This window comes from Paractinoplanes pyxinae (genome assembly GCF_026626335.1).
Taxonomy (GTDB): domain Bacteria; phylum Actinomycetota; class Actinomycetes; order Mycobacteriales; family Micromonosporaceae; genus Actinoplanes; species Actinoplanes pyxinae.
Genome location: NZ_JAPNTZ010000008.1, coordinates 299,574 through 318,160, shown reverse-complemented (window position 1 = coordinate 318,160; position 18,587 = coordinate 299,574). Strand labels below are relative to the sequence as shown.

Sequence of the window (18,587 nt, the reverse complement as noted above, 5' to 3'; positions counted from 1 at the left end):
GCCCTAAGCGGTCAACACGATGCGGCCGAACACTTCGCCCGCGTCCATCCGGTGGTGTGCGTCGGCTGCCTCGTCGAGGGGCAGGACGTCGTGCACCACCGCGCGGAGTTCTCCGGTCGCGGCTGACGCCAAGTTCCTTGCCCGTACGCGATTCCTCTCCACGACCGGCACGGTGTCCAGACTCATGGTCGCGTACGAGAGGGAACGCCGGAACGATCGCAGCAGGGCCGAGCCGAAGTCGGCGGGCGGGTAGCCGCCGACGACGCCGAGTGACACCATGCGCCCGTTGTCGGCCAGCCGCTCGAGGAACACCGGCAGGTCCGCACCGCCGACTATGTCCACGATGACGTCGAACCCACTGGTCACGTCCCCTTGGCCGGCTCGGTCCAGCACCACCGTGGCCCCCAGCTCGCGCAGCAGCTTGCCGCGCTCGGGCGACGAGGTCGTCACCGCGATCTCCCGCGCGCCGCCCAGCGCGGTCATCTGCACGGCCATGATCCCGATGCTGCCCGCCGCGCCCCGCACCAGCACCGACTCGCCGCGGGTGAAGTGGACGTGGGCCAGCCCGAAATGCGCCACCGGCCCGGAGCTGCCGATCGTCACCGCGTCCACCGGCGAGAGCCCGTCGGGCAGCGCGGTCACGTCGTCGAGCCCGGCCACCGCCCGCTCGGCGTAGCCGCCGCCCAGCCCGGTGAAGGCCCACACGCCGCGCCCGATCCAGGCGGCGTCGGCCGGGTCACCGACCGCGATCACCTTTCCCGCCACCTCGCTGCCCGGGACGAGACCCGCCGGGAAGCCGATGCTGCCGATGGTGCCGCGCCGGATGACCGCGTCGACGCCGCCGACCCCGATCGCCTCGGTCGCGATGAGCAGCTGGCCGGGCCCGGGCTCGGGCTCCGGCGCCTCGATCACCTGCATGCCGCTGGGGTCGCCGTACGTCTGGATGCTGATCGCCTTCATGCCGCGACGCTAACGGACGCCCCCGTCCACTTGGCTAAAGTGAGAGGTCATGGACGCTCAATTGCCTCACATGCTGCGCTCCGACGCCCGCGACAACCGTGACCGCGTACTCGAGGCGGCCCGCTCGCTCTTCTCGGAGCAGGGGCTCGGCGTGCCCATGCGCGAGATCGCGCGCCGGGCCGAGGTGGGCCCGGCGACCCTCTACCGCCGCTTCCCGACGAAGCAGGCGCTCATCGACGCCGCCTTCGCCGACGAGCTGCGAGCCTGCAGCAGCATCGTGCACGCCAACTGCGCGGATCCCGACCCGTGGCGCGGCCTCACGGTGATCGTCCGCGAGATCACCGAATTGAACGCGGCCAACCAGGGCTTCGTCGACGCATTCGTCTCGTCGTACCCCGGCGCCTTCGACTTCGCCGCCCACCGCGCGGACATGCTGCGCGCGCTGACTGCCCTGTGGCGCCGAGCCCAGCGCGCGGGCGCGCTGCGCCCCGACGCCGTGGTGGACGACCTGATCCTCATGATCATGGCCGCCCGGGGGCTGCCGCCCGGCCCGCCGTCCCTGCGCCTGGCCGCCGCCCGCCGGTTCGCTGCCCTGATCCTCGACTCGTTCCGCGCCGCCCCTACGACGTCCCCGCTGCCGCCACCCGCACGCCTGCCCGCCTCAGCGTTGGCCAAGGCCTAGAAGTCTGCTGTGGCAGGATCGCCGGATGCTCCGACTCACGGATTTCATCATCGACTGCCCGGACGCCATGGCGCTGGCGGCCTTCTACTCCGAGGTGACAGGCCGTCCGGTCAAGGAAGGCAGCGACGAGAACTGGGCCGGCGTCCAGTTCGGCGAGATCGAGCTGGCCTTCAACCCGGTGCAGGACTACCGCGCCCCGCAGTGGCCCAGCAGCGAGCATCCCAAGCAGTTCCACCTCGACTTCGAGGTCGATGACATCGAGGCCGAGCAGGCCCGCGTGCTGGCCCTCGGCGCGAAGCTGCAGCAGGACTCCATCGGCCCCGAGGGCTACGGCTGGCGCGTCTACACCGATCCCGTCGGTCACCCCTTCTGCTTCTGCCGCAACAAGGGCGTCACGTGGACCGACGAGGGTCCTCGGTGGCCCGGGCGCGGCTGATCGGATCCGGCCACAGCTGTCGGGCGGCGGCCGGTCCGGGTCGGGCAAGCTCGGAAGTCGAAGGGGGTCCGATGATCTCGGCGCTCAACCGGCTGGCCGACCTGGTCGAGGAACGGCTCGGGGCGGAAGTGGACGTCGCGGCGGTGGCCCGGGCCGTGGGCAGCAGCGAATACCACCTGCGGCGGATGTTCTCGTCGCTGGCCGGGATGCCGCTGTCGGAGTACGTCCGACGGCGCCGGATGACCGTGGCGGCGGCGGACGTCGTCCGGGGTGAGGGCGACCTGCTCGCGATCGCGGTGCGGTACGGGTACGGGTCGGCCGAGGCCTTCGGGCGGGCGTTCAAGGCCGTGCACGGGGCCGGGCCGGGCGACGTGCGCCGGGACGGCGGACCCCTTCGGGCACAACCGCAGGTCAGGTTCCGCCTGACCGTCGAAGGGAGCGAACCGATGGAAACCCGCATCGTCGAAAGGCCGGCGTTCCGGCTGGTGGGGCACGCGGCGCGAGTGCCGCTGAATTACGAAGGGGTGAACTCGCAGATCCAGGAGCACGTGGCCCGGCTACCAGCTTCGGAGCACCAACGGCTCAAGGACCTGGGCGACACCGAGCCGGCCGGGCTGCTGGCGGTCAGCGACGACATCGGACCGGACGCGGCCGAGGGCACCGAACTGACGTACCTGCACGGGGTGGCGGTCACGGCCGGCCGGGACGTGCCGGACGACCTGGACAGCATCGAAGTGCCGGGCGGGACGTGGGCGGTGTTCCGCAGCAGCGGCAACTATCCGGAAGAACTGCAGCGGACGTGGGCGGCCACCGCCACCGAATGGTTCCCGTCGAACCCGTGGCGGCTGCGGCCGGGCCCGTCGATCGTGGCGACGCTCGAACGCGCGGACGACTTCAGCACGGCCACCAGCGAGCTGTGGCTGCCCGTCGAACCTCAGTAGCGCAGGGTCTGGCTGGGGGAGCGGCCGTAGGCGGCGCGATAGTCGGCAGCGAAATGGCTCAGACTCAGGTAGCCCCAGCGGTGGGCGATCGCGGACACGGTGTCGCCCGTGGTCGGATCGGCGTGCAGCAGGTCGCGGTGCGCGCGGGACAGGCGTACGCGGCGCAAATAAGCCATCGGCGTGGAGTCCAGGTGACGGCGGAAAGCCGCCTGCAGAGCCCGGGGGGTGACGCGGGCGGCCTCCGCGATCCAGGTGGCCGTGATCGGTTCGGCGGCATGCGATTCGATGTACGAGACGGCCCGCCGCACCGACGCCGGCGTCAACGGTCCGACGGCCGGCCGATCGGATGCGGTCATCGCGGTGCTGGGAAAGGTGACCAGGGCGGCCGAAGCGGCCAGGTCGGCGGCGGCGCTGATGGCCAAGCTGGGCAGCGGCTCCGGCGGACTGGTGAGCAGGCCATAAACGTACGCCATGGTCTCCCGGAAATAGGCGGCGAGCGGCGGAGACAAGGGATCGGACCCGTCGAACCGGAAGTCGTCGGGCGCGATGCCGGTGCGAAGAGCGGCCACGGCGGCGACGAGCGCGGGATCAAGATTGATGCTCACCATGTCAAAATCGCGGCACTGATTGATCAAAGGCCGGCCGGGCCGGTGCAGCACGACGTCACCCGGACCGGACCGCGTCACCTCCCGCCGGTCGTGCGTGTCGACCCGGCCGTCGGCCAGCGCCACGAAAATCAGATGGTCGACCGGCTGAAAACCGACGGTGACGTCCATCGTGTACGCGACCCGGACCGCCTTGACCGGCCCGGCGTCCACAGCAACCTGGTGGTACGAGAACCGCCGGGCGGCCTGATGCACCCGAAAGGTGTGGCCGGCGTAGATCTGCCGCAGCACGTCGTGGGCCACGTCGACGTCATGGGTGGCGAACTCGAACCGGGTGACGGGATGCTTGCCTAGCCGCATTACGTCTCTACTACCCCGCAACGGAAGCGGTTACGCCGGGAACGCATCTCTCCAGCCTTGCCGAGGGTTTTGCCTGCGGCTTTGTTGTAGGTGGTCGAGGTCAGAGAGGCTACTGAGGTTCGGACTGACGCTTTGCTTGAAGGCGACACAGCCGATGGTGGAGGGAGGTCTGATCGAGGAGCCGAGATGCCGAAGCTGCGAGTGCGTACCGGGCCCGTGTCGGTGTTCACTGCCGTGGCGGTGGTTTGCCTTGTCGTGGGTCTGGTTGCGTACGTCGGTGGCGAAGGCGATACGAGTGGTCCCGGGCCGTCCAGGCCATGGCCGTGTCCGAGCGGTTCCATGCTGCCGGTTGGTGACAGCCACATCGACAAGGACGGGCGGGCCGTCTATACCGCTGACGCCGTCAAAGGCGGACCAGATCGACCGGTTGTTTGTGTGCCGCGGCCGTGGCCATCCGCTCCGCCGCCGGCCGTGGTCCCGTCTCGCATTCGCTGATTCGCTGATTCGCTGATTCGCTGATCGCTGGTTCGCTCGAGTAGTGAAGAGTGGGGCACATGCGATGGCCTGGTGGGGGAGGAAGGGTGCCTCAGCGCGCGGAGCATCAGCGTGGCATATGTCCGGTATGCAAGCGAGTGGTGGCTCTTACAGCTGACGGGAGCATAGCGCGGCATAACGGCACTATCCGTGCTTACGCGCCGCCTGAGGAATGCCCGGGTGGTGGAAAGAAGCCGGAGGCCGCCGCGGGGCGCGTCGAGTTGCCGGACCTCGACCGGGAACATGATCGTGTAAATCGCTTCCGGACTTGAACGGGGAGAGCTCAACCATGGTGGAGTGGGTGGACGGGGCGCTCGACGACCCGCGGCCGGCGTCGGACGCGGCCGTGCGGGAGGCGCAGGACGAGCTGGAGGTGGAGCTGCCTTCGGAGTTCCTGGCGGTCGCGCAAGTTCATCAGGGTGCCGCTCCGGTTCCGGCTGGGATTGACCTGCCCAACGGGTTCGGCACGGCGGTCGATCATCTGCTGCACTTTGCGGGTTCGCCGTTTACCAGCAATATCGTCGCCGCCATCTTTCCTCTGGTTGATGTGCTGGATGAGGGGATCATTCCGTTCGCCGCCGACGTGGGCGGCGACTTCTTCTGTTTCGACTACCGCGCGGACGACAAGAATCCGGCGGTTGTCTTCTGGAGCGTGGACTGGGGGGTTGTGCCGCTGGCGCCCGACTTCGCCGGTTTCCTCAGCATGCTGCGTCCCAGTGTGTGAACGACGCGGCCCGTGACCTGGACTTCAGGTGGTTACTTTCGAGGGCGCGGACCGCTGTACTGGGACCATGCAACGATCCACGCCGCGGACTCGATCCCGACGAGTCCCGTCAAGCCGGGCGTTCTGGTGGGGGACAGCCGTATACGTGCTGGTCATCCTCGGCATGCTCGGCCTGTCCCAAGTAACTGGCGAGTGGTTCCCTGCCGCCGCCCTCGGAACCCTGCCGATCGGTATCGGGTGGTTCGCAGGAGGCTTGATCATCGTGGCCGCTGTCGGCGACGAGCTGGGCTGGGCCGGCGTGCCCGTGCTCTATGGAGCGTTCGCCGCCTCGGCTGTGCTCAACGCCGTTGTGCTACGTGAGGTCGTCCGCTTCTTCCGGCAGCGCCGCGCAAGCCGGGCTGTGGCGCGACCAGGTCCTGTCTCTTAGATCAAGGTCGTCGGGTACTGCGCGGAGCCAGTCGTGCATCTCGACGAGGTCGAGGGCGGCTTGGAAATGAGCGCCCAGTTCGACCCAGCAGGTGCTTCCATCCGTAAGCTGTCCACGCGCGCCATGTCGCCGACCAGCTGGAGTGCCTCCGCTCGGTGGCTGCCGGCCACTCGAAGCAGGGCCGGCACGATGAAGGGGCCGGCGACACCCGTGTTGCCGTCGCTGCACACCAGCCAGCGAAGCCGGGTCAACGATTCCTCGATCCGGCCGGCGTCGTCCGACCCCAGTCCTTCGACGGCACTTCGGAGCTCGGCGGCCGATCCGGCGCTGAAGGTCGAGCCGATCTGAGGAAAGTCATCCAGGCTCACGGAACTCCGTCCGGCGGCGGCAACGACAGCGCGCACGTCGATGGCCGGAAGCCACTGCCTGTCACTCTCGTCGGGTTGCCAGTCCCGCTGAACCACCGCCGGCCTTCCTTCCCGTGCGACGCGCCATGCGGATCTTCCAGCCTCAGCGGCACGCACGCCGTTCCGACCCCTACGTTTGCGGGTTCAGCTATAGGACGATCAACTGTATATTGGCGGGCATGCGGCGACCCAGTTTTTTGATTCTGTCGGCGCTTGCTCCGGTGCCGCTGCACGGGTATGCGGTGATCAAGGAAGTGGCTCGGCTGTCGGGTGATCGGACGCGTCTGGCGGCCGGGACGTTGTATGCGGCGCTTGACCGGCTCAGTGATGAGGGGCTTGTCGAGGTTGACCGGGAAGAGACTGTCGATGGCCGGCTCCGGCGCTACTACCGGCTGACCGATGCGGGCATCGCGGCGCTGGGGGCCGAGGCTGAGCAGATGCGGCGCGACGCTCGCATGGTCACTCAGCGGTTGAGCGCGGCCCGTCCCGCCGGCGCTCCCCGCCACGCCTGAAAGGGATCGCCATGCCCGACGACCTCCGCACCATGCGTCTGGCCCGCCGGTATCGGAGGTTGCTGGTGGCCTATCCGCGGACGTATCGGCGCGAGCGTGGGCCGGAGATCCTCGCGACGCTGCTCGACGCCGCCGGGCCGGGTCGGTCGCGGCCGGCCGCGCGGGAAGCGGCTGTGCTGCTGCGGCACGGGCTCGGGCGGCGTCTCGCCGAGTTCGGGCGGCGGGCGTTTGTGATCGCGGCGTTCGCGGCCGTGCTCGGTGGGCTGAGCGGAATTGCGCTCGGCTCGTGGCTGGCCTGGCGGGATGTGGACTCGATGGCGCCGGACAAGGCCACGGTGATCGGCCTCGCGCCCACTGTTCTGCCGGTCCCATTCGACGAGACGGCCGACCAGTACGGGCGGCAGACCTTCTGGAACCCGTACAGCAAGAACACGTTGCACGGCGGCACCGGCGTGCGGGCCGGCCGGACCAGTGTGGCCGGCATGATGCCTCCGCAAACCGGCGTGGAGCAGGTCGCCGCCGACGTCACCCGGCAGATGCGCGCACACGGCTGGCGAGATGTGCGAACCACGGTTGACCGCAACGGTCCGCAGACCGTGTTCGCCGAGGTGACCGGCACGCGCGCCGGCTATCTCGCCGCGGTGCAGGTCACCGGGCAGTACCCGTCCGCCCTGAACCTCGACGTGATGTGGGCCGAGCCGCCCGGCCACCTGCGCGACACCATCCTCGGCGGGCTGGCCGGCGCTCTGCTCGGCGCCCTGTTCGGGCTCTCCACCGCCAAGCGCGTACGCCGCTACGGCCCGGGCCGTCAGCGGGCGTACTCGAGGCTCTGCGTGGCCACCCTGCTGTTGCTCGCCCCGGCCTGCCTGGGCAACATCCCCACCTCGACCGGCTCCCTGCTGGCCAACACCCACCGCAACGGCCACGGCCCCTCGGTGTACTGGGGCGGTTTCGTCTTCTTCGGCGCCGAGCCGCTCGCCATCCTGTCGCTGCTCCCGATCCTCGCCATCGTCGTTTGCTGCGTCTGGCCCCAGCGGGCGACGGTCCGCACCCCGACCACAGCCTGATCGCTCCCGGCGTTCAGGCGAAGAGCGAATTCCCGGCGGCCGGTCCGGCCGGTTGGCCGAGCAGGTGGCGTAGACGCGCCAGCGAGCGGGCGCTCTGCGAGGTCACGGTGCCGGTCGGCAGGCCGAGGATCTCGGCCACCGACTCGACGCTGAGGTCTTCCCAGTAGCGCAGCACCACGATGGCCCGGTCGCGCGGCGGTATCCGGCCGAGCGCGTCGACGAGCGTCAGCCGCAGGTCGGGGTCTTCGCCGGCGGCCGGCACGTCGCTGAACTCGGACGTCACCACCTCGTGCGAGCGTTTCGCCCGGTGGTGGTCGAGGAAAGCGCGGGAGAGCACCTGCCGGGCGTAGGCGTGCGGGTTCTCGCGCCGGCTGATCCGCGGCCAGTGCAGGAACATCCGGGCCAGCGTGGTCTGGGTCAGATCGGCCGCCAGGTCCCAGTCGCGGCACAGCAGGTACGCGGTGCGCCGCAGCTGACCGGCCGAGGCGCGGGCGTATTCGACGAAGTCGTCGTCGGCCTGGCTCACTTGTCGAACTCGGTCGGCAGGTGCGGGAAGGCGGCCGCGCCCTGCCGGTTGAGGGCCGGGTCGATCTTCACACCCCATCGCGGGTCCGCGCCCACCTCGGCCGCCTCGCGAGCGGTCAGGGCCGGCCGCATCTTCCGGCCGTCCAGCTCGGGGCAGCCGTACAGGTCGAACTGCAGCAGGGTGTCGTCGGCGTGATGGACCCACACGATGGTCTGCTGGACGCAGTTGCCGGTGTTGCTCTTGACCTGATACTTGGCGCCGCCGCTGAGCGGGGTCCAGGCGCCGCTGAACGCGGACGCCGGACGCGTCATGACGTGCAACCGGATCATTCCCGGTCCTTGGCCCCGGTCGAGGAAGGTCTGGACCGACACATCGCCGGATTCGACGAGACCGGCGTAATGGCTGGTCTTGCCCTCCGGCAACTCGTCCAGCAGCAGTTTCAGCAGGCCGGCCGGGGTGCCCTTGACCCGGGCCGTGACAGGCGCCGGAGCGGAACTGCTCGGGGCCGGGGCCGCCGCGACGAGAGTTTCCTGCCCCGCGGGCGCCGGCGCGCCGGTGCTGCGAACGATCGGGATCGCGGCCAGGCCGATCGCGACGAGCACGGCCAAGCCGGCGCCGCCGGCACGGAATCGTCGCGCGGTCCGCATCCGGCGCCCCTGGGCAACTGCCTCGCCGACGAGATCGCCCATCGGCGGCTCGGCCCACTCGATCCTCTGGAATTCGTCGCGCATGGTGGTCATCCTCAAGTCGCCATCGGTGTCAGTGTCTCCACGGGATGAGCGGACTGCCTTGTTTCACATGTGACGCAAGGCACACCGCCGCCGGGCGGACCGGTACGCGGGCGTAACAGGACTGCAGGCGGCGGTCCTACGGTGGCGGCATGGCGATGAGCATCGGGGAGCGGATCCGGGGGCGGCGGCTGCTGCGGGGATGGAGTGTGCGCCTGGCGGCGGACCGGGCGGGCATCTCGCACGCCTCGTGGAGCCGGATCGAGCGGGGGCTGCAGGCGGCCGACAACCTGTTCGTGCTGGCGGGCATCGCTGAGGCGTTGGAGTGCTCGGTGGTTGATCTGACGGGGACGGCGTTGTCCACGGGGGATCGTCGGGTGGCCGAGGCGCAGCTCGGGGTGCATGCGGTCCGGCGGGCCCTGGTCGAGTTCGAGCTGGCGGGCGGCGACGCCCGCCAGGGGCTGGCCGAGGAGTTGGCGCTGGTGCGGCGGTTGCGGCACGAGTGTGACTACGCGCGGGCGGTCGGGCTGCTGCCGGGGCTGCTGCGGGATCTGCAGGCGGCCTGTCGCGGGCCGGAGCGGGGTGCGGCGCTGGCGATGCTGTGTGAGGCGACGTTCCTGGCGTCGTCGCTGTTGCGGTCGCTCGGGTTCGCGGCGGACGCCTGGCTGGGCGCGGAGCGGTGCCGGGAGGTGGCGGAGGAGGTCGAAGACCCGGTGTTGCTGGCGCTGGCTGCCTTCGCTCGGGCTTGTGCGGCGAATTCTTGCGGCTCGTACGCGCGGCAGAGCACGCTGGCCCAGCGGGGGATCACTGAGCTGGAGTCACGCCTGGCGGCTCCGGGCGGCCTGGAAATGCTCGGCGTGCTTCGCCTGATGTGTGCGGTGGCCGGCCGGGGCGAGGAGCACCAGTCCTGGATGGACGAGGCGGGGCGGATCGCGCGGCGCACCGGGGAGACGACCACGCTGGCGTTGTTCTTCGGGCCGGCCAACGTGAACCTGTGGCGGCTCGGGTTCGAGGCCGACGCGGGGGAGCCGGGGCGGGCGGTGGAGATCGCGACCACGGCCGACCTTAGTGCGGCCCGGGTCAACTCGCGGCTGGTGTTCTTCCACGGCGATCTCGCCCGGGCGTACGCGGGGTGGGGTCGCGAAGCGGAAGCGGTGAAGCACCTGCTGGTGGCGGAGCGGGTCGCGCCGCAGCACGTGCACTCGTCGCCGCTGATGCAGGAGACGGCGCGTGGGCTGCTCGACCGGGCGCAACGCCGCGCGGGCGGGGCGGCGTTGCGCGGCCTCTGCGAGCGGATGCGGGTGGCCGGTTAGCGGGCCGGCGCTGGGTGCTTCTCCAGAGCGTCGCGCAGGTTGGTCGCCCGCAGGGCCGCGTTGATGCCGAGCCAGCGCAGCGGCTCCGGCTCCCACCGGCGGGAGCGGTGCCCGACCCAGGGCAGGGTGGTCCGCACGGACTCGGTGCCGGTGATCAGGTCGGCCAGGGTGCGACCGGCCAGGTTGGCCGCGGCCACCCCGTCCCCCACGTAGCCGCCGGCCCAGGCCACGCCGTCGCGCAGGCCCACGCTGGGCATCCAGTCGCGGGGGATGCCGAGCGGACCGCCCCACCGGTACGCGATCTCGGGGCGGATGCCGAACATGTCGGTCAGCGTGTGGCGCAGGCTGTCGAACACCTCGGGCACCTGGTCGTACGAGGGCTCGATGCGCGAGCCGAAGTGGTACGGGGCGCCGCGACCGCCGAAGGCCAGGCGGTCGTCGGCCGTGCGCTGGCCGTAGATGATCATGTGGCGCTCGTCGGTGAACGTCTCGCGCCGGGCCAGGCCGATGCGCTCCCAGTCCGCGGCGGGCAGCGGCTCGGTGGCGATCATCAGGGAGTAGACGGGGGCCAGGGCGCGGCGGTGGCCGGCCAGTTGGGCCGTGTAGCCCTCGAGGGCGCGAACGACCGTGCCGGCCGTGACCGTGCCGTGGTCGGTGACCACCTGGCCGCGCTCGAGCGACTGGACGCGGGTGCCTTCGAAGATGTCGACGCCCCGAGCCTCGACCACCGAAGCCAGGCCGCGCACGAGCCGCGCGGGATGCAGGGCGGCGCAGTCGGGGCTGTAGACGCCGCCGAGCACGTCGGTCGCGTTGCAGATGGCCTTCGCCTCGGCGGCGGCCAGGAAGCCCGGGGCCGACCGGGCCCGCCGCAGCTGGGCGGGGGAGCGGGCCAGCGAGATCGTGCCGCCCTTGGCGTAGTGGCAGTCGATCCCCTCGGCCGCGGACGCCCGGCCCACTTCGTCGACCGCGTCGGCCAGCTCGGCATGCATCGCCTCCGCCTGAGGCGCCCCGTACTTGCGAGCCAGCTTGGCCTCGCTGACGGGGAACAGCCCTGAGGCCCAGCCCCCGTTGCGCCCGGAAGCACCGTACCCGCAATAAGAAGCCTCGAGAACAGCGATGGAGAGCGAAGGCGCGAGCTGCGAGAGGTAGTAGGCCGTCCACAGTCCGGTGTAGCCGCCCCCGGCGATCGCCACGTCGTACGACCGGTCGCCCGGCAGCGGCGCCCGCGGCGTCACCGGGTCGAGCGTGCTCAGCCAGAACGACGGAATCATCGAGTTCCCCACGCGTACGTCTGTTTCGCCAGCTTCAGATACATGAACGTCTCGCAGGCGAGGACGCCCTTGATCGTGCGGATCTTCTCGTTGAGCAGGTCGAGCAGGTGCTCGTCGTCGGTGCAGACGAGCTCCACCAGCAGGTCGAAGCCGCCGGCGCAGATCACCACATAGTCGACCTCGGGGATCTGAGCGATCTCGTCGGCGATGGCCCGCAGGTCGCCGTTCACCTTGAGCCCGACCATGGCCTGCCGGGCGAAGCCCAGGGTGAGCGGGTCGGTCACCGCCACGATCTGCATGAGGCCGCCGTCGAGCAGGCGTTGCACGCGCTGGCGCACGGCCGCCTCGGAGAGCCCGATCGTCTTGGCCAGCGTCGCGTACGACATCCGCCCGTCGCGCTGCAGGTGCTCGATGATCTGCTTGTTGATCTCGTCCAGTGCCAGGTCCGCCGTCACGCCGCGATTCTTCCTTTCACGCTGATGGACGGCAATGGAATCACTCGTCCGGTCTGCGTCGATCAAGGGAATCCGTTCCGATGGCGGCGGCCCGGGGTGAACCGCGTAGAAGCGTTTATCGCAGAGTTGATCGCTCTTGACAAGCTTTTCCGTGGCGCAGAGGCTCTGCACGCACGGTTTCAGTGATCCAGCTTCCTAAATGTCCGAAAGGTACGGTCATCATGCGCATCCTCGCCGTCGGAGCGGGCGGTGTCGGATCCGCCGCCGCTGCCATCGCGGCCCGCCGCAGCTTCTTCGACCTGTTCGTCATCGCCGACTACGACCTCGCGCGGGCCGAGAAGGCGGCGGCCGGCCGGGACGAAAGGTTCGTGGCGGCAAAGGTCGACGCGTCGTCAGCAGCCGCCATCAAGGAGCTCTGCCAGGAACACGGCATCACCCACGTCTTCAACGCCGTCGACCCGCGCTTCGTGATGCCGGTCTTCGAGGGCGCGGCCGCGGCCGGCGCCCACTACCTCGACATGGCCATGTCGCTGTCCCACCCGCACCCGACCGACCCGTACCGGCGGACCGGCGTGAAGCTGGGCGATGAGCAGTTCGCGGCCGACGAGGCGTGGAAGAGCGAGAACCGGCTCGCCCTGGTCGGCATCGGCGTCGAGCCGGGCCTGTCGGACATCTTCGCCAAGTACGCGGCCGAGCACCTGTTCGACTCGATCGACGAGATCGGCGTCCGCGACGGGGCGAACCTGGTCGTCGAGGGCTACGAGTTCGCGCCGTCGTTCTCGGTGTGGACGACCATCGAGGAGTGCCTGAACCCGCCGGTCATCTACGAGAAGGACCGCGGCTGGTACACGACCGAGCCGTTCGCCGAGCCCGAGGTGTTCGACTTCCCGGGCGGCATCGGGCCGGTGGAGTGCGTGCACGTCGAGCACGAGGAGGTGCTGCTGATCCCGCGCTGGGTCGACGCCGGCAAGGTCACCTTCAAGTACGGGCTGGGCACGGAGTTCATCGACGTGCTGAAGACGCTGCGCAAGCTGGGCCTGGACAAGACGACGCCGGTACGGGTCAAGGGCGCGGAGGTTTCGCCGCGTGACGTGGTGGCCGCGGTGCTGCCCGATCCGGCCACGCTGGGCGACAAGATGACGGGCAAGACCTGCGCCGGTACGTGGGTGAAGGGCACAGCCAAAAGCGGTGAACCGCGCGAGGTGTACCTGTACCACCTGGTCGACAACGAGTGGTCGATGCGCGAGTACGGCGCCCAGGCCGTGGTCTGGCAGACGGCGGTGAACCCGATCGTCGCCCTCGAACTGCTGGCTTCCGGCACCTGGGAAGGCGCCGGTGTTCTGGGGCCCGAGGCCTTCGATCCCGTGCCGTTCCTCGACCTGCTCACGGCGTACGGAAGCCCCTGGGAACTTCAAGAACGGTAAGAAGCGGGGGCCGCCCGCCAGCGGCCCCCACACTCAATCACCCGAGACTGTGCATCACGTGCTTCAGGCGGGTGTAGTCCTCGAGGCCGTAGACCGACAGGTCTTTGCCGTGGCCGGAGTGCTTGAAGCCGCCGTGGGGCATCTCGGCCACCAGCGGGATGTGGCAGTTGACCCAGACGCAGCCGAAGTCGAGGCGCTGCGTCATGCGCATCGCGCGGCCGTGGTCCTTCGTCCACACCGAGGAGGCCAGGCCGTACTCGACGCCGTTGGCCCAGGCGACCGCCTCGTCCTCGTCGCTGAACTGCTGGACGGTGATGACCGGGCCGAAGATCTCGTCCTGGATCACCTCGTCGGTCTGCTTGAGGCCGGAGACGACCGTGGGGGAGTAGAAGTAGCCGCGGTCGCCCACGCGGGAGCCGCCGGCGCCCAGCACGGCGTGGTCGGGCAGGCGGTCGACGAAGCCGGACACCCGCTCGAGCTGGCGCGCGTTGTTGAGCGGGCCGTAGAGCACGTCCTCGTCGTCGGCGGCGCCGGTCTTGGTGCCCTTGGCGGCGTCGCTGAGCGCGGCCACGAAGTCGGAGTAGACCCGCGGGGAGGCGAGCACCCGGGTGGCGGCCGTGCAGTCCTGGCCGGCGTTGAAGTAGCCCGCCTCGGCGATGGCGGCCGCCGCGGCCTCGACGTCGGCGTCGTCGAACACCACGACCGGGGCCTTGCCGCCCAGCTCGAGGTGGGTGCGCTTGAGGTCGGCCGAGGCGGCCGAGGCCACCTCCATGCCGGCGCGGACCGAGCCGGTGATCGACACCATCTGCGGGGTCTTGTGGGTGACCAGCTCGCGGCCGGTGTCGCGGTCGCCGACGAGCACGTTGAACACGCCGGCGGGCAGGAACTCGGCCGCGATCTCGGCCAGCATGACCGAGGTGACCGGGGTGGTGTCGGACGGCTTGAGCACGACCGTGTTGCCGGCGGCCAGGGCGGGCGCGATCTTCCAGACCGCCATCATGAGCGGGTAGTTCCAGGGCGTGACCTGCGCGCACACGCCGATCGGCTCGCGCCGCACGTAGCTCTCGAAGCCCTGCATGTACTGACCGGCCGAGCGGCCCTCGAGCAGCCGGGCGGCGCCGGCGAAGAAGCGGAGCTGGTCGATCGCGGGCGGCAGCTCCTCGCTGGCGGTCAGGCCGAGCGGCTTGCCGGTGTTCTGCGACTCGGCCTTGACCAGCTCGTCGGCCCGGGCCTCGACCGCGTCGGCGAACTTGAGCAGGGCCTGCTGGCGCTCGCTGGGTGTGGTGTTGCGCCAGCTCTCGAACGCGGTGGAGGCCGCCTCCATCGCCTTGTCGACGTCCGGCTGGCCGGAAACCGGGGCGGACGCGAACACCTCGCCGGTGGCCGGGTCGATCAGGTCTTCGTATCGGCCCTCGGCCGGCGCGGCCGGGGCGCCGCCGATGAAGTTGTGCAGCACGGTCTTGGCGGTCACGCGATCTCCAGACGCAGGAACTCCATTGTTTTGCCGACATCATTCCACTGATTCCGTAGCTGACAAGAGGCCCGAGCGACGACTTCCGTTTTCCGGCTCAGGCTCGCGGCGGCCCGGCCGAAGCGGAGAGAGTGGGGCCGACAGCGGGCACGACCGGTGCGGACGGCCGGCTCAGCGACGCCGTCCGGCTGCGGCGTCTGGGCGAGACCGGGATGCTCGGCCAGGGCCGTTATCCCTCCTTGGATCGGCTGGCCCGGGCCGCGGCCCATCAATTGCGTACGGCGAGAGCGGTCGTCTCCCTGGTCGGCGCCGACAGTCGCACGGTGGCCGGGCAGTCCGGGCCGCCCGCCGAGCACACGTTCTGCCGGCTCGTGGTCGACTCCGACGCGCCGGTGCTGGTGTGCGACGCGCGCACTGACGACCGCGTGGCCGGGCACCCGGCCACGGCCGGGGGCGTGATCGCGTACGCGGGATTTCCGATCCGCAGCCCCGACGGCTACCCGCTGGCCGCGTTCGGCGTGCTCGACGACCGGCCCCGCGACTGGGAACCGCGCGAACTGCTGCTCATCGAGGATCTGGCCGCCGCGGCCGAGTCCGAGATGGCGCATGCGGCTTCCGAGAAGCGGCTGCGCGAGCGGCTGGAGCAGGGCGACGAGCATGAGCGAGCCTTCCTGCAGGCGCTGCTGGACAGCCTGGACACCGGGGTCGGCGCGTGCGACGAGGACGGCCGCCTGACCCTGTTCAACCAGGCGCTGCGCGACATCCACGGCACCGGCGCGGCCGACCTGCCGGCGGAGGACTGGCCCCGCGCCTACGACCTCTACCACCCCGACGGCCGGACGTTGCTGAGGCCCGACGAGGTGCCGCTGGCCCAGGCGTACGCGGGAAAGCGGGTCGACCACGCCGAGCTGGTGATCGCCCCGGCCGGTGAGGCGCCGCGCCGGTTCACGGTGAACGCCCGCCCGCTGGAGACGCCCGACGGCCAGCGGCTGGGCGCGGTGGTGGCGATGCACGACATCACCGAGCAGCGGCGGGCCGAGACGTTCCGCGAGGTGCGCCTGGCCGTGGCGCGCGGACTGGCCGACTCGCACAGCGCCGGCGAGGCGGCCGACCGTACGGTGGCGGCGGTCGGCGCCGGGCTGGAGTGGGCGGTCGGCGAGTTCTGGCAGATCGGCACGGACGCCATCACCCGGGTCGGGTCGTGGGCGGCCCCCGGCCACGGCATCCCCGACCGGCCGCAGCACGTGCGGCGGGGCGAGGGGCTGGCCGGGCACATCTGGGCCAGCGACAGCGAGCTGTGGCTGCCCGAGGTGCTCGACGATCCCCGTACGGTGCTGCGCGCGGCCCAGGTACGGGCGGCCGGGCTGCACAGCGCGATCGGGGTGCCGGTGCGCTCCGACGACCGGGTTCTCGGCGTACTGCTGTTCTTCACCGCCGTACCGCTGGAACCCGACCCGGACGTGCTCGACCTGCTCGACGGCGTGTGCGCGCACCTGGGCCGGCACATGGAACGGCGGCGGGCCGAGGAGCTGGCGCTGGAACTGGCCCGGGTCAAGGACGAGCTGGTCGGGATGGTCAGCCACGAGCTGCGCAACCCGCTCAGCGCGATCCGCAGCTACAGCGAGACGCTGCTCGACGACCCGGCGCTGACCGGCGAGCAGCGGCACCTGGCCGAGGTGATCGACCGCCGGTCCACGCACATGCAGCACCTGGTCGACGACCTGCTCGACCTGGCCCGTCTGGAGGCCGGGCAGATGAGCATCGATCCGCAGCCGTTGTCGGCGGCTCGGCTGATCCGCGAGACCGTGCAGGCCCAGCGGCCCGCGGCCGAGGCCAAGCAGCTCACCGTGACCGTGGACGCGCCCCGCCACCTGCCGGTGCTGGCCGATCCCGTACGGCTGCGGCAGGTGCTCGACAACCTGGTGAGCAACGCCGTGAAGTACACACCTGAGGGCGGCGCGGTCACGGTGACGGCCCGGCTCACCGGCGACGTCGTGATCGAGGTGGCCGACACGGGCATCGGCGTGCCGCCCGGCGAGCACCACCGGCTGTTCGACCGCTTCTTCCGGGCCAGCAACGCCGTACGGAAGGGAACCAAGGGCACCGGCCTGGGCCTGGCCATCACCAAGGCCATCGTGGACGCGCACGGGGGCCACATCTCGGCGGCCCCGGCCGCCACCGCGGGCAGCGTCTTCACCGTCGTCCTGCCCGCATCCCACGACTGACCATGATCGTTAGTTCCGAAGATCCGCGCCGCTGGAGGAGCACCATGAACGCACTTCGCCGTCTCGCCGTTGCCGGAGCGACACTGGTCGCCACCGCCGGCGTCGCCACGCCCGCCGCGGCCGCGGTCAGCTACGACCCGAAGACGATGAAGGGCTACGTGGCCCGGAGCGACCTGCAGAAGGCTTTCGGCTGGAACGACGCGACGCTGGCGGCCAAGACGTCCGGGCTGGTCTTCAACCACGACTTCTGGACGAACGACACGTACACGGTCTCGTGCGGCAAGACGCCCTTCCCGGTGGTGCACTATCGCGAGTTCGGCCGCTACGAGCTGCGCAACGCCGCAGTGCTGGACAAGGGCCGGGGCACCGCCCAGGGCTACAGCGGCAAGCTGGTCGGCTTCTGGATCACCGGCGCCAGCTTCGGCATCTCGGGCACCTCGGTGCCGCCCGACAAGGGCCAGCCCTGCCCCGACGCCACCAAGGGCAAAACCGTGACGGCGTCGAAGCGGGTCAAGTCGGTCAAGGGCTGGGCCCTCTCGGTCAGCTCGGGCGAGGACAACCGCCGTCTGGTGACCGAGGAGGCGCCGGCTCAGTAAGGGTCAGCGGAACTGCGGGACCAGCTCCTCGGCCAGGCGGTGCAGGGGAGCGTGGTCGTAGGCGACGCGCGGGATGTAGAAGATGACGTAGTCGGCGCCGGCCTCGACGACCTTCTCGACCCGGGCGATGGTGTCGGCCGTGGACTCGGTGAGGTCGAGTTCGATCGTGGTCGACTTGGTGATCTCGCCGAAGTCGCGGCCCAGTTTGTCGCAGTGGGCGCGCAGCACGTTCAGCTTGTGGGCCACCACCTCGGGGTCGCCGCCGCCCACGTTGCAGCCGTCGGCGTACTGGGCGACCAGCTTCAGCGTGATCTTCTCGCCGCCGCCGCCCAGCCAGAACTGGGGCTTGCGGCGGGGCTGGTTGATCGGGGCGTCGATCGAGTAGTGCTTGCCCTGGAAGACCGGGTTGTCCTCGGTCCACATCTTGTGGACGATCTCGACGGCCTCGCGGAACTCGCTCATCCGCTGCGGCACGTCTTTCCACTCGTAGCCGTACGCCTTCCACTCGTGCTCGTACCAGCCGGCGCCCAGCCCGGCGATGAGCCGGCCCTTCGAGGCCACGTCCACGGTCGACGCGATCTTGGCGTAGAGGGAGGGCTGGCGGTAGCCGTTGCAGCCGACCATCTGGCCGATCCGCACCCGGCTGGTGTCGCGGGCCAGCGTCGAAGTGGCCGTCCAGCACTCGAAGACCGAGTTCTGGGTGGGCTCGGGCACGGTGTGGAAGTGGTCGTAGAGCCAGATCGCGTCCCACGGCCCGGCGTCGGCCACCCGGGCCACCTGGGTCATCGCCTCGTACTGCTCGACCGGGTCGGCGATCTCGACCAGATCCATCTTCCAGCCCTGGGGCACGAACACCCCGAAACGTACGCTCATGGACCTCAACCTAATCGACGCTTGGCAAAAGCGATCGGCGGTACGAGAGT

Annotated in this window: 20 protein-coding genes; 11 read left to right on the top strand and 9 right to left on the bottom strand. The window is 70.4% G+C overall.

Annotation, left to right across the window (positions count from 1 at the left end; all coding sequences use genetic code 11):
- Positions 1–3: 3 nt before the first annotated feature.
- Complete coding sequence (locus OWR29_RS24265) at positions 4–960, bottom strand: zinc-binding dehydrogenase (RefSeq protein WP_267565492.1); 957 nt, start codon at positions 958–960, stop codon at positions 4–6.
- 49 nt (positions 961–1,009) lie between these two features.
- Here OWR29_RS24265 and OWR29_RS24260 point away from each other — a divergent pair, with 49 nt between their 5' ends.
- From OWR29_RS24260 to OWR29_RS24250, 3 genes are all read left to right on the top strand, one after another.
- Positions 1,010–1,642, top strand: a complete 633-nt coding sequence (locus OWR29_RS24260) for a TetR/AcrR family transcriptional regulator (RefSeq protein ID WP_267565491.1) — start codon at positions 1,010–1,012, stop codon at positions 1,640–1,642.
- 25 nt (positions 1,643–1,667) lie between these two features.
- Positions 1,668–2,078, top strand: a complete 411-nt coding sequence (locus OWR29_RS24255) for a VOC family protein (protein ID WP_267565490.1) — start codon at positions 1,668–1,670, stop codon at positions 2,076–2,078.
- Between the two features lie 71 nt (positions 2,079–2,149).
- A complete protein-coding gene (locus tag OWR29_RS24250; RefSeq protein WP_267565489.1) occupies positions 2,150–3,019 on the top strand; it encodes an AraC family transcriptional regulator in 870 nt (289 codons plus the stop codon).
- Here the strand turns inward: OWR29_RS24250 and OWR29_RS24245 are convergent.
- The gene (locus tag OWR29_RS24245) at positions 3,013–3,984 is read right to left on the bottom strand and encodes a helix-turn-helix transcriptional regulator (protein ID WP_267565488.1); all 972 of its coding nucleotides are present in this window, start codon (positions 3,982–3,984) and stop codon (positions 3,013–3,015) included. The genes OWR29_RS24250 and OWR29_RS24245 overlap by 7 nt on opposite strands.
- 823 nt (positions 3,985–4,807) lie before the next feature.
- Here OWR29_RS24245 and OWR29_RS24240 point away from each other — a divergent pair.
- Complete coding sequence (locus tag OWR29_RS24240) at positions 4,808–5,242, top strand: SMI1/KNR4 family protein (RefSeq protein ID WP_267565487.1); 435 nt, start codon at positions 4,808–4,810, stop codon at positions 5,240–5,242.
- Between the two features lie 145 nt (positions 5,243–5,387).
- Positions 5,388–5,669, top strand: a complete 282-nt coding sequence (locus OWR29_RS24235; protein ID WP_267565486.1) for a hypothetical protein — start codon at positions 5,388–5,390, stop codon at positions 5,667–5,669.
- Here OWR29_RS24235 and OWR29_RS24230 read toward each other — a convergent pair.
- On the bottom strand, positions 5,666–6,133 hold the full coding sequence (locus tag OWR29_RS24230) for a hypothetical protein (RefSeq protein WP_267565485.1): 468 nt from the start codon (positions 6,131–6,133) through the stop codon (positions 5,666–5,668). The genes OWR29_RS24235 and OWR29_RS24230 overlap by 4 nt on opposite strands.
- Positions 6,134–6,255: 122 nt before the next feature.
- Between OWR29_RS24230 and OWR29_RS24225 the strand changes: the two genes are divergently transcribed.
- Both OWR29_RS24225 and OWR29_RS24220 read left to right on the top strand, forming a co-directional pair.
- The gene (locus OWR29_RS24225) at positions 6,256–6,588 is read left to right on the top strand and encodes a PadR family transcriptional regulator (protein ID WP_438872646.1); all 333 of its coding nucleotides are present in this window, start codon (positions 6,256–6,258) and stop codon (positions 6,586–6,588) included.
- An 11-nt stretch (positions 6,589–6,599) separates the two neighbouring features.
- The gene (locus tag OWR29_RS24220; protein ID WP_267565484.1) at positions 6,600–7,655 is read left to right on the top strand and encodes a hypothetical protein; all 1,056 of its coding nucleotides are present in this window, start codon (positions 6,600–6,602) and stop codon (positions 7,653–7,655) included.
- A gap of 13 nt (positions 7,656–7,668) precedes the next feature.
- Here OWR29_RS24220 and OWR29_RS24215 read toward each other — a convergent pair whose 3' ends face one another.
- Together OWR29_RS24215 and OWR29_RS24210 are read right to left on the bottom strand one after the other, a co-directional pair.
- The gene (locus OWR29_RS24215) at positions 7,669–8,181 is read right to left on the bottom strand and encodes a SigE family RNA polymerase sigma factor (protein ID WP_267565483.1); all 513 of its coding nucleotides are present in this window, start codon (positions 8,179–8,181) and stop codon (positions 7,669–7,671) included.
- Positions 8,178–8,912: a hypothetical protein gene (locus OWR29_RS24210; protein ID WP_267565482.1), complete on the bottom strand. Its 735-nt coding sequence runs from the start codon at positions 8,910–8,912 to the stop codon at positions 8,178–8,180. The genes OWR29_RS24215 and OWR29_RS24210 overlap by 4 nt, the downstream gene beginning before the upstream one ends.
- Positions 8,913–9,061: 149 nt before the next feature.
- Here OWR29_RS24210 and OWR29_RS24205 point away from each other — a divergent pair, with 149 nt between their 5' ends.
- Positions 9,062–10,222: a helix-turn-helix domain-containing protein gene (locus tag OWR29_RS24205; protein WP_267565481.1), complete on the top strand. Its 1,161-nt coding sequence runs from the start codon at positions 9,062–9,064 to the stop codon at positions 10,220–10,222.
- Here OWR29_RS24205 and OWR29_RS24200 read toward each other — a convergent pair.
- A complete protein-coding gene (locus OWR29_RS24200; RefSeq protein WP_267565636.1) occupies positions 10,219–11,493 on the bottom strand; it encodes an NAD(P)/FAD-dependent oxidoreductase in 1,275 nt (424 codons plus the stop codon). The two genes, OWR29_RS24205 and OWR29_RS24200, sit on opposite strands and share 4 nt — an antisense overlap.
- Positions 11,490–11,948, bottom strand: coding sequence for an Lrp/AsnC family transcriptional regulator (locus OWR29_RS24195; RefSeq protein ID WP_267565480.1), 459 nt, complete (start codon positions 11,946–11,948; stop codon positions 11,490–11,492). Before OWR29_RS24195 ends, OWR29_RS24200 begins: the two co-directional genes overlap by 4 nt.
- Positions 11,949–12,169: 221 nt before the next feature.
- On the opposite strand from OWR29_RS24195, the gene OWR29_RS24190 reads away from it, so the two are divergent.
- Complete coding sequence (locus OWR29_RS24190; protein WP_267565479.1) at positions 12,170–13,372, top strand: saccharopine dehydrogenase family protein; 1,203 nt, start codon at positions 12,170–12,172, stop codon at positions 13,370–13,372.
- Positions 13,373–13,409: 37 nt separating this feature from the next.
- Here OWR29_RS24190 and OWR29_RS24185 read toward each other — a convergent pair whose 3' ends face one another.
- Positions 13,410–14,843, bottom strand: a complete 1,434-nt coding sequence (locus OWR29_RS24185; RefSeq protein ID WP_267565478.1) for a gamma-aminobutyraldehyde dehydrogenase — start codon at positions 14,841–14,843, stop codon at positions 13,410–13,412.
- A gap of 131 nt (positions 14,844–14,974) precedes the next feature.
- On the opposite strand from OWR29_RS24185, the gene OWR29_RS24180 reads away from it, so the two are divergent.
- A complete protein-coding gene (locus OWR29_RS24180) occupies positions 14,975–17,068 on the top strand; it encodes a sensor histidine kinase (RefSeq protein ID WP_267565477.1) in 2,094 nt (697 codons plus the stop codon).
- 44 nt (positions 17,069–17,112) lie between these two features.
- Positions 17,113–17,664: a hypothetical protein gene (locus OWR29_RS24175; RefSeq protein WP_267565476.1), complete on the top strand. Its 552-nt coding sequence runs from the start codon at positions 17,113–17,115 to the stop codon at positions 17,662–17,664.
- Positions 17,665–17,667: 3 nt separating this feature from the next.
- Here the strand turns inward: OWR29_RS24175 and OWR29_RS24170 are convergent, their stop codons facing one another.
- Positions 17,668–18,537, bottom strand: coding sequence for an LLM class F420-dependent oxidoreductase (locus OWR29_RS24170; protein ID WP_267565475.1), 870 nt, complete (start codon positions 18,535–18,537; stop codon positions 17,668–17,670).
- Positions 18,538–18,587 lie beyond the last annotated feature (50 nt).

Bases quoted from the DNA above. Each gene is read 5' to 3' on its own strand.
- OWR29_RS24265 (WP_267565492.1), bottom strand. From the start codon at position 960: ATGAAGGCGATCAGCATCCAGACGTACGGCGACCCCAGCGGCATGCAG.
- OWR29_RS24260 (WP_267565491.1), top strand. From the start codon at position 1,010: ATGGACGCTCAATTGCCTCACATGCTGCGCTCCGACGCCCGCGACAAC.
- OWR29_RS24255 (WP_267565490.1), top strand. From the start codon at position 1,668: ATGCTCCGACTCACGGATTTCATCATCGACTGCCCGGACGCCATGGCG.
- OWR29_RS24250 (WP_267565489.1), top strand. From the start codon at position 2,150: ATGATCTCGGCGCTCAACCGGCTGGCCGACCTGGTCGAGGAACGGCTC.
- OWR29_RS24245 (WP_267565488.1), bottom strand. From the start codon at position 3,984: ATGCGGCTAGGCAAGCATCCCGTCACCCGGTTCGAGTTCGCCACCCAT.
- OWR29_RS24240 (WP_267565487.1), top strand. From the start codon at position 4,808: ATGGTGGAGTGGGTGGACGGGGCGCTCGACGACCCGCGGCCGGCGTCG.
- OWR29_RS24225 (WP_438872646.1), top strand. From the start codon at position 6,256: ATGCGGCGACCCAGTTTTTTGATTCTGTCGGCGCTTGCTCCGGTGCCG.
- OWR29_RS24220 (WP_267565484.1), top strand. From the start codon at position 6,600: ATGCCCGACGACCTCCGCACCATGCGTCTGGCCCGCCGGTATCGGAGG.
- OWR29_RS24210 (WP_267565482.1), bottom strand. From the start codon at position 8,912: ATGCGCGACGAATTCCAGAGGATCGAGTGGGCCGAGCCGCCGATGGGC.
- OWR29_RS24205 (WP_267565481.1), top strand. From the start codon at position 9,062: ATGGCGATGAGCATCGGGGAGCGGATCCGGGGGCGGCGGCTGCTGCGG.
- OWR29_RS24200 (WP_267565636.1), bottom strand. From the start codon at position 11,493: ATGATTCCGTCGTTCTGGCTGAGCACGCTCGACCCGGTGACGCCGCGG.
- OWR29_RS24190 (WP_267565479.1), top strand. From the start codon at position 12,170: ATGCGCATCCTCGCCGTCGGAGCGGGCGGTGTCGGATCCGCCGCCGCT.
- OWR29_RS24175 (WP_267565476.1), top strand. From the start codon at position 17,113: ATGAACGCACTTCGCCGTCTCGCCGTTGCCGGAGCGACACTGGTCGCC.
- OWR29_RS24170 (WP_267565475.1), bottom strand. From the start codon at position 18,537: ATGAGCGTACGTTTCGGGGTGTTCGTGCCCCAGGGCTGGAAGATGGAT.